This is a genomic window from Rhizobium sp. ZW T2_16, assembly GCF_044987325.1.
GTDB classification, from domain to species: Bacteria; Pseudomonadota; Alphaproteobacteria; order Rhizobiales; family Rhizobiaceae; genus Neorhizobium; species Neorhizobium cellulosilyticum.
Genome location: NZ_JBJDRG010000001.1, coordinates 129,852 through 142,601, shown reverse-complemented (window position 1 = coordinate 142,601; position 12,750 = coordinate 129,852). Strand labels below are relative to the sequence as shown.

Genomic DNA, 12,750 nt, shown 5'->3' with positions numbered 1-12,750 from the left:
CTCCGTTTGGGCAAATATGCCCAAGCCTACGGATTTCCTCGCCAACCGGATCAGTCGAAGGCACGGATAAGCAGGATGCGGCAGGGTTCGCCTGCTGCCAATTCCGGTGCATGCGGCGCACGGACGATGAGACCGTCGGCATGGGCAAAGATCTTCATCATCGACGAATCCTGCTTCGGATTGGCCTCGGCGACCAGATTGCCCAGTTCGTCACGGGTGATCTTTGCACGCAGATAATCCTGCCGCTGGTCATTGGGGCGAAGCGGCCTTGCAGTGATGCCATCGACTTCGCGTCTGCGCTCCGGCAGATGAGCAAGGCGGCGCAGCAGCGGTTCGAGAAACAGCATGCCCGTAACCATGCTGGCGACCGGGTTTCCGGGCAGGCCCAGAACATGCATGCCGTCGAGCGAGCCGACCATAAGCGGCTTGCCGGGGCGCATGGCGATCCGCCAGAAATCAAGCTCCATTCCGGAAGCCTTCAGTGTCGCCTGCACCAGATCGTGGTCGCCAACGGAAGCGCCGCCGAGGGTGACGAGGATATCGGCTCCGGCATCACGAGCGCGCTTGATCGCAGCGGAGATGGCGTCCTGCCGATCCGGCGCAATGCCGAGATCGAGAACCTCACCGCCATTGTCGCGCACGAGAGCGGCAATCCCGAACGTGTTGGAAGCGATGATCTGAGCGGGGCCGGGATTGCCGCCCGGCTCAATCAGTTCGTCACCCGTGGCGAGGATCGCCACTTTCGGCTTACGGAATACGGGAAGCGTCGGGTGGTTCATCGCGGCTGCGACGGTCAGATGCGAGAAATCGATAAGCGTGCCGGCCTTCAGCACCGTTTCGCCTTCGGCAAAATCCTGACCACGAGGACGGATGTGTCGCCCGCCGGTGACCTGAAATGTCGTGCGGATGCTGTCGTCACCGATCTTTTCGGCGTCCTCCTGGATGAGGATCGTATCGGCGCCTTCCGGCACCGGCGCGCCGGTGAATATGCGAACGGTTTCGCTGGGGCCGAGAGGGCCTTCAAAGGCACGCCCCGCGGCGGCAGTGCCGATGACTGTGAGTTCTGAACCGATCTGCGGCGCATCGACCGCTCTCAGCGCATAGCCATCCATGGCAGAGGAATTGAATGGGGGCTGGGTCAGCTTGGCCTTAATGTCAAAAGCAAGCACGCGAGCCGCTGTATCGGCCAGAGGGAGCGTCTCGATGCCGTCGACCGGGCGGGCGCTGGCAAGCAGACGGGCCTTGGCGTCTGGAACGGGCAAAAGCGCCATGGCGAAATCTCCTCGGGCTTTACGCTTTATAATGGCCGGACTTGCCGCCAGTCTTTTCGAGCAGCCTTATGCCACCGATTTCCATCGCCTTGTCGGCAGCTTTGGCCATGTCGTAGATGGTCAGGCAGGTGACGGAGACGGCGGTCAAGGCTTCCATTTCCACGCCGGTCCTGCCGGTGAGCTTTGCTGTCGCTGTGACGCGCAGGCCGGGCAGGCTGTCGTCTTCCGAGATCTCGACTGAAACCTTGGTCAGCATCAGCGGGTGGCAGAGTGGAATGAGGTCGGATGTCTTCTTGGCGGCCATGATGCCGGCAAGGCGGGCGGTGCCGATGACATCACCCTTTTTGGCATTGCCTTCACGGATCAGCGCCAGGGTCTCCGGCAACATGCGGACAAAACCTTCGGCGGTTGCCGAACGAGCGGTCTCGGCCTTGTCGCCGACATCGACCATATGGGCCTCGCCGGCCTGATCTATGTGGGTGAGCTTGTTCGGTTGATCGGCCATCACTCGGCCGCCAGCGTGCCTGCTTGCCCGGTCAGAAGCAGCCGCGTGGCCGCTGAGACATCGTCCTTGCGCATCAGGCTTTCGCCGACGAGGAAGGTGCTGATATCGACCTTTTGCAGGCGCAGGCAGTCCTCATGGGTGAAGATGCCGCTTTCGCCGACGAGCAGACGGTCCTCGCCGGTTACCATCGCCGACAGGCGTTCGCTGGTCGAAAGGCTGACCTCGAACGTTCTCAGGTTGCGATTGTTGATGCCGACCAGCGGCGAGGGGAGCTTCAGCGCCCGCTCCATCTCGGCTTCGTCATGCACCTCGATGAGGCTGTCCATGCCGAGTTCGGTTGCGGTCTCGTAAAGCGCCAGCGCCTCGTCGTCGGTGAGCGATGCCATGATGATCAGGATGCAGTCGGCACCCCAGGCGCGGGCCTCGTAGACTTGGTAGGGCTCGAACATGAAATCCTTGCGCAAGGCCGGCAGTGCACAGGCATTGCGGGCAGCAACGAGGAATTCCGGTGCGCCCTGGAAGCTCGGGGTATCGGTGAGAACCGAAAGGCAGGCAGCGCCGCCTGCCTCATAGGCTGCTGCCAGCGCCGGCGGATCGAAATCCGGGCGGATCAGGCCCTTGGACGGGCTTGCCTTCTTGATCTCGGCGATCAGGCCGAACTGGCCGGCCTGCTTCTTCGCCTGCAGCGCCTTCAATAAGCCGCGCGGGGCAGACTGGTCGGCAGCGCGGGCCTTGATCTCTGCAAGCGGCACCGCCGTCTTGGCCGCTTCGATCTCGACGCGCTTGTAGGCTTCGATCTTCTGCAGGATATCGGCCATGATCCTATTCCTTCTCGTTGGAGACCGCCACGAGCCGGTCCAGTGCTGCAGAGGCCTGACCGCTCTCAAGCGAGGCGGTGGCGAGCAGCATAGCATCCTTGAGTGTTTCTGCCTTGCCGGCCACGACCAGAGCGGCCGCTGTGTTGCAGAGCGAGATATCACGATAGGCATTTTTCGCGCCGCCGAGGACGGCACGAAGCGCCGCGGCATTGGCGATGCCGTCACCGCCCTTCAGGTCGGCGAGCGTTGCGGGTGCGACGCCGAAATCGGCCGGGCTCAGTTCGAATTTACGGATCTTGCCATCTTCCAGTGCCACAACCTGCGTTGTGCCTGTCGTGGTGATCTCGTCGAGACCCTGGCCGTGCACGACCCAGACAGTTTCGGATCCCATTTCCCGTAGGGTTTCGGCAATCGGCATCAGCCATTGCGGCGAATAGACACCGAGCAGCTGGCGTTTTGCACCGGCCGGATTGGAGAGCGGGCCAAGCAGGTTGAAGATCGTCCGCGTACCGAGTTCAACGCGGCTCGGGCCGACATGGCGCATGGCTGCATGATGCATGGAAGCGAACATGAAGCCGATGCCAGCCTCACGGATACAGCGTGCGATCTGGTTCGGGCCGATCTCCAGGTTGACGCCGAGCGCCGAGAGCGCATCGGCCGTGCCGGATTTCGAGCTGAGCGCACGGTTGCCATGCTTGGCGACCGAGAGGCCTGCGCCTGCGGCGATGATCGAGGCGAGCGTGGAGATGTTGTAGGTTCCGGCGCCGTCGCCGCCGGTGCCGACGATATCGACGGCATCCGCCGGAGCCTCGACCCGCAGCATTTTGGCACGCATGGTCGAGACGGCGCCGGTCATTTCCGCAACCGTTTCGCCCCGCACCCGGAGTGCCATCAGGAAGCCACCGATCTGCGAGGGTGTCGCTTCGCCGGACATGAGAATTCCGAAGGCGTCATGCGCCTCTTCGCGGGTCAACGATTCGCCGGTGGCGACCTTGGCGAGGAATGGCTTCAAGTCAGGCATTTTCGGCATTTGCCTCAATTATTGAACGGTGGATGCGGACTGATCGAGGACAGTCTGGTTGATCGAGACGCCATAGCGATCCTTCAGGCTGTTGACCATCTGATCAAGCATGTCGTCGCCTGCTGATTCCGCGAGGCGCTGAAGCTGCGGGTCATTGGCCAGTTCATCAGACGGAGCCTGCTCGACAGCGGTGACCTTCATCAGCATGCGGCTTTCGCGATCTGCTGCAAGGGCGGTGCCTGTCGTGTCGACGGGACCGGAGAAGGCGGTCGTGATCGCTTCCGCGCCGAAGATCGCATCCTCGGCGTTGCGGCGCAGGCCGGTCTTCGTTTCGACGGCGATGCCGAGGTCCGCGGCAATCGCGGCCAGAGTTTCGCCCTTGTCGAGACGAGCCTTCAGCTCGGTTGCCTTGGCGGTGAGGGCTTCGCGCTGCTGCTCGGCGGTCCAGTCAACCACGACCTTTTCACGTACTTCATCAAGCGAACGCTCGCGTTCCGGCGTTACGTTGCGAACTTCGAACCAGATGTAACCGACATTGCCGAGGCTGACCGGGATCGTGTCCTGGCCAGGTTCTGTGCGGAACACTTCGGCGATCAGGTTGCTGGCAGCCGGAAGATTTGCGATCGGCTGTTCCTTTTCGTCCTGGCCGGAGGCATCGGCCGTCACGGTGACGAGCTTGAGGTTTAGTTCCTTGGCAGCGTCATCGAGTGTCGCGCCACCGCCGCGCAGATCCTCGAAACGGTCATGGGCGCTGGCGATTTCACGCGAGGCGGCTGCAACCGCCATCTGCTGACGCAGTTCTTCCTTCACTTCGTCGAAGCCGCGCGTGCTTTCCGGGCGGATGTTGGAGACGCGCAGGATGACCGAGCCGAACGTGCCCTTGATGACAGGGGTGGTGCCACCATTGGCCGAAACCTTGAATGCCGGTTCGGCCCAGGCAGGGTCCGGGATGCTCTGCTTGGTAAAGTCACCGAGATGGACGTCGGTCGGGGTCTTGCCCTGATCCTTGATGATCTGGTCGAACGTGGTGGTGCCGTCGCGCAGCTGCGTTGCTGCTGCATCCGCCATTTCCTTGTTCGGGAAGGTCAGCTGTTCGATCGTGCGGGTTTCGGGTGTTTTGTAGCCGTCCTTGCGCTTGTCGTATTCGGCGCGCAGCTCGTCATCGGTAATGGAGGAGGCGTCGGCGATGTCACTCGGCTCGAGTTTAACATAGGCGAAGTTGCGGTATTCCGGTGCGCGGTACTTGGCCTTGTTGGCGTCGAACCACGTGGTCAGAACGTCATCCGCCGGTGCCTTGACCGGATCGATATTGGCGTTCGACAGAAGCAGATAATCGACTGTGCGCGCCTCGTCGCGATACTGTTTCAGTGCGTCGAGCATGACCTGCGGCGGCTTGAAGCCGTCTGAAACGGCTTCCACGACCTGGCTGCGGACAGCGACCTTGCTGCGTTCGGCAATATAGTCGTTTTCGCGCAGGCCGGCATTGCGCAGGCGCGAGGAGAACAGGTCACGGTCGAACTGGCCGTTGGTACCCTTGAAGGCCGGGTCTTCGGCAATCAGGTTTGCCAGACGCTCTTCGGAAAGACCGAGATTCATGTCATCGGAAAGCTGGTCGAGGGCTGCTCCTGCCGAAAGCTGGGTCAGAACCTCACGGTCTATGCCGAAGGAGCGGGCCTGCTGGGCCGTCAGCTGTGTGCCGAACTGGCGGCTCAGATTGGCGATCTGACGCTGATAGGCAAGCCGGAACTGCTCGGTGGAGATTTCCTGGTCGCCGACCGTCATCGCGGTGTTCGCATTCGAGGCGATCAGCGACTGGCTGCCGCCCCAGATGGCGAAAGAGGCAACCAAGAGCAGAAGCAGAGACTTCGCGACCCAGGAGCGAGCGGCGTTTCTGAGAGAATCAAGCATCGATCAACATACCTAAAGACAGTCTGCCGCCCAGTTGTGGCGGATGAAGCACTGTCTCTAGAACAAACTTCGGCGGAATAGAAGGTACTGCCGATGAAAAGGCCGCGAGCGTCGGCACGGCCGCTACGTTCTCTTGTGAAATCCCGTGCAGCGAGAAGAACCACGCAAGGCAAAGCCGGCATGGTGGAAACGGGAATGGAGCAGGCAGTGGCATTTGGTGGGTTGGTAGATAATCGATCTGCCTGCCCCGGCCAAATCATCCGGGTTTTCGAGACGTGTCAGTTCCCGTTTGCCCCGATCTTTCGACCATCACCGGAAAACCGATCCGAAATCCGTTGAGGAGGCCGGTTCGCGTACCCGGTTTCCCATCCGATGACAGGCCGATTGTCGCGCATACGGCGGTTGCGGGGATGAAACGGCACTGCGACAAAATCTAAGTTGCCGCGACGCCAGCGGATTGTTTTCCAACGAGGCCGGCAACGTCCCCGTTATTTGGTGAAGATGAAGAAGGCGCCGAGCGCGATGAACCCGAAACCGATCGCCTGTTTCCAGTGGAACGATTCGCCCAGATAGAAGACCGAGAAGATGACGAAGACAGAGAGCGTGATGATCTCCTGGATCGTCTTCAACTGGGCGGCATTGAAATAACCGTAGCCGATGCGGTTTGCCGGGACCTGGGCGCAATATTCGAAAAAGGCGATCGCCCAGCTGGCGAGAATGACAAGATAGAGCGGCTTGTTTTCGAACTTCAGGTGACCGTACCAGGCAAATGTCATGAAGACGTTGGAGAGAATGAGCAGGCCGATGGTCAGGAAGGGTGTCAGGGCAGCATTCATTGGCGGGGGGTCCATGGGCGGGGCCAGAAGGGGAGGCCGGGAAAGAGAGGGATTCGCGTCAGGTTGCAAGAAGCAGAATTACATAGGCCAAAACGGTGAAAACAAGGCCGCGGAATGCATAGGCCACAAAGCGGTATTTCTGCCGGGCGATCAGCGACAGGACATCGGCATTGTCGAGATACTGGTTGAACAGATAGCTGACATCGCTGTGCTGGGCGGCCTGTTCGAAAATCGGCCGGTGCTGGGGCCAGGTTCCCCAGAAAAGCGAGGTGGATTTGTCGATGTGACGCGGCAATACGACCATGATGGCCGAGATGATTGACGATACGGACGTAATCGCAAGCGCGCCGGAGACGATGACGACCAGCCAGCTGCCCTCTGTGTAGCGGGCAAAGGTGAATACGCCGCGTCCTTCTGCCGACGAGATCAGAAAGGCAAGCATGAAGGTGAAGATATAGGCAGCCTTCTGATCGGAGATCTTGATCTGATCGTAAAAGACATCGTTCACCTTGCGGATATGATTGATGTATTCTTCCGTGACGACGCCTGTCGCCATCGGCATTTCCAGCATTTCTGTCGGTGCGCTGTCGAAATCGCTCATTACTCTTGAGATCCCTCGTTCAAGTGTCTCCGTGTTAATACACCTTACTCTTAAAGCAAGGTGACATCGGCTCGAAAACTTGACAGTTTATATGTTTGTGTCCACAGGTTGTGGCATGCGCGGGGTGCTCAATCGATTTTTATTTGCGGTTTCTTTGACGCTGCTTGGTGCCGGGGGTGGTCTTCCCGCGCGCAGTGAGCCCGTGCCGCGTGATGGCTCAGTTGCCGGCGCGGTGATTGCACGCAAGACGGGCGAGGAAGTCCGTTTTATCGACGTTTCGAACTGGCAATTCGTGGATTTGAGGCAGGATCTCGTCGGCGGAGATGTGCTGCGGACGAATGCGACCGGGCAGCTTGCCATCCTGTTTTCCGACCGGACGCAGATCCGTATGGGCCGCAATGCGACGCTGGTAGTGAAGCAGGTTACGTCAGGTTCGGGTGCCGATACGGTGCTGGAACTGCAGGCCGGAACGATCTGGGCGCGTGCGGAGCGTGGCGGGCCGGGCGTCGAGGTGCAGACACCGGCAGCGGCCGCCGCCATTCGAGGTACCGACTGGACGATGACGGTCGAGGGCTCACGGACCTCGCTCAGTGTGCTCGAAGGCGAGGTCCGGCTCAGCAATCCGCAGGGCAGCGTCGATGTGCGTGAGGGCGAAGGTGCCGTCGCCTCGATCGGCCAGGCGCCGCAGAAGGTGGTGATCGTCGATAGCGATGATCGCGAGCAGATGCTGTTCTACCTGCCGGCACGGGAGGCTTTCAGGCGGATGCCTGCATCGAACCAACCGGTGGCGCAGATGCGCAGGCAGGCCGACCGGATCGTCGCCAAGCCGGCTGGTGAGCGCACGACGGAGGAATGGGTGACGCTGGCCGAAACCGAGCTGACGCTCGAAGGACGCCCCGCCGCGCAACGGACGCTTAGTACTCTCAAAGGGCGCTCACTGACGGCGAACCAGAAGGCTCGGATCTCGCTGATCGAGGCGATCATGCTGGCCGAAGACAAACATTATGCCGAGGCGGCAAAGCTGTTCGACAAGGCCCAGCGCGGGCTCGATGCGAGGCGACGGGGTGTGGCGCTTTATGGCGGTTATTACGCCCGCAGTCTTGCCGATCCGACCCGGGTGGAAAAGATGCCGCGGAGCGTCCAAGGGCCGGATGCGGCGTTCCTGCGGGCCTATGCGGTCGGCTTCCTGCAGGATCTGCGCGCGGCAATGGGCGTATTGAAGGATGCCGAGCGGCAATATCCTGACGATCCGCAACTTCCGGCCTACCGGGCGATGCTGGCGCTTCTTCTCAACGATCGTCCGGAATATCAGCAGGCGGTCGATCGCTCACTGTCGCTCGATCCGAGCGAGCCGACGGCGCTTGAGGCGCGGGCGCTCTACAGGGCGGGTTTCCAGGGCGACAATAGCGGCGCCATGGAGGATCTGGAGGCTGCAGCCCGGGTGACACCCGGCAGCAGCTCGACCTGGAACGTGATCGGCAATGTGCAATCCTCCCGCGACGCCAACCGCGAAGCCGAGGCGGCATTCCTGAAGGCGATCGAACTCGATCCGCAGGATCCCATCCCGCATGCCAATCTTGCGATCTTCTATCTCGATACGGGCCGAATCGAAAAGGCCAAGGCGGAGATCGACAAGGCGATGGCCGTCGACCCGGCCTTCGATCTCGCGCTCGTTGCCCGCGGGCGCTATTATCTGCAGACGGGCGAGGTGGACAAGGCGGTCGAGGACCTGCTGGCCGGCACGGTCGCCAATCCCGCCTATTCTCAAGGGCAGCTGATGCTGGCTGCCGCGCATTACGAAAAGGGCGATCGGCTCGCGGCAAATCAGGCGCTCGACAATGCCGACCGGCTGGATGACAACGATCCCGTTATCGCGGCAGTCAGGACCGCGATGGCGATCGACGATTACGATTCTATCGGGGCGATCCGGCATGCGCAGGAATATCTGCGACGGTCGAAGGCGCGGGGTGGCGAGTTCACCTCCGTCGGCGCCAATCACGAGGCGGGGTCTACACTCAACGATGCGTTTCGTTTGCAGGGGCTGGATGCCTGGGGCGAATATTATGGCGATGCGGCCTTCGACCCGTTCCAGGCGACGGCCTATGTTGACCAGAGTTTGCGCGGCAGCAGCGATCCTTTCGTCGACAATTATTTCTATGGCGACAATGTCATTACCAACGAAGGCAACAGCCAGGCGTTTTCCTCTCTGTTGCAGGGCCTGTTGCTTGATCCGCATATCATCTCGGGCCGTTCGCGCGAGGCGAACCTGTTGAAGCAGCCTTTCTTCGAGGTCGAACTCGGAGGCGGCTTCACCACGGCAGGGGGCGAGACGGGATATACGGCGGAAGGCGAGGTACAGGCCTATCGAAACCTGCCGTTCCCGGTCAGCCTCTATGCGAACCTGCAATGGCAGAAAGTGCCGGATGCGCGCGATATCGGCGCGCTCTCGGATATCGAGACCGAAAACAAGCTGGTCGGGGGCAATGCCTATCTGACGGCAAGTCCGACTGCTTACGACCGGCTGGTATTCTACGCGAACCATTCGAAGAGCGAGATTTCACGCGATCTGAGCGTGGCTGTTCCCGATCTGTCTTTGCTTTTCGGAGAGCTGCCGGGCACGTTTCCGGGTGGGACGTTGACGACCGAGCAGGATGTTTCTGCACGCTCAACGACAGCTGGCTTGGGGTGGAGCCATACTATTGGCTATAAAAACGTTGTGAACGCCGCCTTGCTCTATAGCGGCCTCAACAGCCGGGACACTCAATATCTTGAGGCAGGTCTTTTCGGCATTCCCGTCCCGCTTGGCCGGACCCGCGAAGAGTTCGATCAGAAAACCTACATCGCTGCAATCAACCACATGGTTGGCATCGACAATTTGACCTGGCGTTACGGGATAGAAGGTGGGCGAATAAACTTGCGGCAGACTGAGGCGTTTACCGATCTGCGACCGTTTCCGTTCAATGACGTAGACACGTTTGACCGAGCCGAAGATAAAAGCAACGTCGGTCGTATCTATATCGATCTTCTGCATGAAATCAGCGACAGTCTGAAGGCGGAATATGCCCTGTTCGGCAGCTATATCGACGGCGATACGTCGGATGTGGCGCGCATCGAGCCGCGGATCGGGCTTGCATGGTCACCGACGGACGGTCAGTGGCTTCGGGCAGGGTTCATGCGAAGCAGCATCGACCTCACGACACCGACCTTGTCGCCGATCGGTATCGTCGGCATCCAGCCGAATGCGATCTCGGTCGGGACGGAAGGGTATGTCGATACCTATGCCCTGCGCTGGGATGCCGAATGGACGCCTGATTTCTTCACGGCGCTGCAATACCAACACCAGGAGATGGATCATCCACGCATTCCGATCCCCTTGGTCTCGACACCGTTTACCACGAGTGAAGGGCGGCTCGACCGGGCGAGCCTGACGGCCAATGCGGTGCTCGGGGCGGGTTTCGGCCTGTCCTCGACCGCCGCCTATACGGATTCCGAGGATCAGGGTTCGGGCACGCCGACATCGGGCGGCCCCTTGCCCTTCGTGCCGGAATGGGCGGGGCAGGTGGCGCTGACCTGGGTCAACGAGACGCATATCAAGACGACGCTTGCCGCCAATTACATCGGCGACCGTGTCAACGAGGCCGGCGTGTCGCTCGATGACTACTGGACGCTCGATGCCAATCTTGTCTGGGAGCCGTTCGACAAGCGCTTCGAGTTTGAACTGGCTGCCTACAACCTGCTGGACGAGGATATCGAGTTGAACAACGACATACCCGGCTGGGGGCGTTCGTTCAAAGGCACGTTCAGGGTCCGGTTCTGATGCAATTCGGCTCACGATGGCGATTTGCGCGCCGATTGATGGCTTCGCGCTCCGTGCAAGTGCTGCTTCTGTCGGTATTCGTCTTCGGCGCGGTGGCTTTGCTTTCTCGCCTGCCGGGCTGGGCGCTGATGGACTATCGGGCTTTCGATTATCTGTCGACGATCCGCGGACCGGGTGTGCCTTCGGACGATATCGTGATCGTCGCGATCGATGAACCGTCGCTTGCCGAAATCAACATGCAATGGCCGTGGCCGCGAAGTCTTCATGCCCGGCTTGTCACGCAACTTCGAGATGCGGGCGCAAAGGTTATCGGGCTGGACATCATCTTTTCCGAACCTTCGTCATCCGTGAATGATCAGGCGCTGGCCGATGCCATGGGACCCGACGTGGTTCTGGCGGCCGACGAGACGATCGTTACCGCGGAGCAGGCCGACCAATATATCCGGGTGATGCCGCTCGAGATTTTTACATCAAGGGGAGCCGCTGCCGGAATAGCCTCGATATCGCTCGATCGCGACGGTGCATTTCGACGTGTACCGGCGATTGTCGACGGGTTTGCGGCCACCATTGCCGTTGCGGGCGGGAATGCTGTCGAGGTCCCGGACGAGGGGAGGCTGGTGCAGGTCTTCGGGGGAGCGAGAACATACAGGACGGTTTCCTATTACCAGGCGCTCGATCCCGCCAATTTTCTGCCGCCAGGTTTTTTCAAGGGCAGGACGGTTATTGTCGGCCTGAGCCTGCAGAATGCGCCTTCCATCGCCAGCGGCGGGGCCGATGCCTTTGCCACCTCGCATACGGTTCATGACGGACGCCTGACAGCCGGTGCCGAAATACAGGCGACGATCCTCGACAATCTTCGTTTCGGCCGGTCCGTTACCGAATTACGCGGAGCGCTGACGCAGGCGACAGTCCTGCTGTCGGCGCTTTGTGCCTATCTGCTTGTGCGCCGGCGTACCGGGTGGAAGACCATAATCGGCGTAGCTGCCGCGGTTCTGCTTCTTGCCGGCGGAAGTTATCTTGCGCTTCACTGGGCAGGGCTGTTCGTGTCGCCGCTTGCGCCATCCTTCGCCTTTGCCGGCGTCGCCGCGGCCCAGGCGACACTCGATTATGCACAGGAGCGCAAGAGCCGCCGACAGATCACGCGGGCATTTTCCCAATATCTGGCGCCGGCGCTGGTGGCGCAACTGGCCAAGGATCCGAGCAAGCTGAAACTCGGTGGCGAGAAACGGTTCCTGTCTATCCTGTTCTGCGATGTGCGCGGGTTCACAACCATATCGGAGCAGTTGAAGGACGACCCGGAACAGCTGACTGCGTTGATCAACCGGCTTCTGACGCCGCTTTCGCAGATCGTGTTGTCCTATGGCGGGACGATCGACAAATATATCGGCGATTGCCTGATGGCGTTCTGGAATGCGCCGCTCGACGACCCGGATCATGCGGTCCATGCCGTGTCTGCGGCGCTCGACATGCTCGCCTCGATGCAGACGCTGAATGACGAGTTGCAGCATGAGGCGGAAGCCAACGGTCGACGGTTCTTTCCGTTGAGGATCGGCATCGGCGTCAACACCGGCGAATGCGTCGTCGGCAATATGGGGTCGGAACAGCGCTTCGATTATTCGGCGCTCGGCGATGCGGTCAACCTGGCGGCCAGGCTGGAATCGGCATCGAAAGCCTATGGTGTTTCACTGCTGATCGGCGAAAAGGTGGCGGATGAAATCGGCGGGATTTTTGGCGTCTTTGAACTCGACAGGATTGCCGTCAAGGGCAAACAGGAGGAAACGCGCGTCTTTGCAGCCACCCGCAACCGGAACCCTTCATTGACCAAGCGGCACAAAGACGTTCTGTCACTTCATTACGAGGGCAGGATGCCGCCGGTCGATCTTATAGGGACGCTTGTGCAGGAGGTTCCCGAACTGGCGGTGTATTACCAGCGGATGATGCCCGAAGATGATCAGCCGCCGGTATCCGACTAG

General features: G+C 60.6%; 9 protein-coding genes. 2 read left to right on the top strand and 7 right to left on the bottom strand.

The genetic code is table 11. The features are described 5' to 3' along the window. Positions 1-50: 50 nt before the first annotated feature. The 7 genes from glp to ACI3K0_RS00600 all read right to left on the bottom strand — a co-directional run bounded on the left by glp (position 51) and on the right by ACI3K0_RS00600 (position 6,960). Positions 51-1,271: a gephyrin-like molybdotransferase Glp gene (glp, locus tag ACI3K0_RS00630; protein WP_404944792.1), complete on the bottom strand. Its 1,221-nt coding sequence runs from the start codon at positions 1,269-1,271 to the stop codon at positions 51-53. A 19-nt stretch (positions 1,272-1,290) separates the two neighbouring features. After that, complete coding sequence (gene moaC, locus ACI3K0_RS00625; RefSeq protein ID WP_183821604.1) at positions 1,291-1,776, bottom strand: cyclic pyranopterin monophosphate synthase MoaC; 486 nt, start codon at positions 1,774-1,776, stop codon at positions 1,291-1,293. Further along, entirely contained in the window at positions 1,776-2,594 is an 819-nt protein-coding gene (trpC, locus tag ACI3K0_RS00620; protein ID WP_183821605.1) for an indole-3-glycerol phosphate synthase TrpC, read from the bottom strand. Before trpC ends, moaC begins: the two co-directional genes overlap by 1 nt. A gap of 4 nt (positions 2,595-2,598) precedes the next feature. Beyond that, entirely contained in the window at positions 2,599-3,615 is a 1,017-nt protein-coding gene (gene trpD / locus ACI3K0_RS00615; protein ID WP_183821606.1) for an anthranilate phosphoribosyltransferase, read from the bottom strand. 18 nt (positions 3,616-3,633) lie between these two features. Then, positions 3,634-5,523 (bottom strand): SurA N-terminal domain-containing protein, encoded by a 1,890-nt coding sequence (locus ACI3K0_RS00610; protein ID WP_404944791.1) that lies wholly within the window; start codon positions 5,521-5,523, stop codon positions 3,634-3,636. Between the two features lie 488 nt (positions 5,524-6,011). Then, entirely contained in the window at positions 6,012-6,359 is a 348-nt protein-coding gene (locus tag ACI3K0_RS00605; RefSeq protein WP_148144793.1) for a DMT family protein, read from the bottom strand. A 58-nt stretch (positions 6,360-6,417) separates the two neighbouring features. After that, positions 6,418-6,960 (bottom strand): Pycsar system effector family protein, encoded by a 543-nt coding sequence (locus ACI3K0_RS00600; protein WP_148144792.1) that lies wholly within the window; start codon positions 6,958-6,960, stop codon positions 6,418-6,420. A gap of 115 nt (positions 6,961-7,075) precedes the next feature. Between ACI3K0_RS00600 and ACI3K0_RS00595 the strand changes: the two genes are divergently transcribed. Then, positions 7,076-10,777, top strand: a complete 3,702-nt coding sequence (locus ACI3K0_RS00595; RefSeq protein ID WP_404944790.1) for a FecR domain-containing protein — start codon at positions 7,076-7,078, stop codon at positions 10,775-10,777. Between the two features lie 38 nt (positions 10,778-10,815). Then, positions 10,816-12,750 carry a CHASE2 domain-containing protein gene (locus ACI3K0_RS00590; RefSeq protein ID WP_404944789.1) on the top strand — a complete coding sequence of 645 codons (1,935 nt, stop codon included), beginning with the start codon at positions 10,816-10,818 and terminating at the stop codon, positions 12,748-12,750.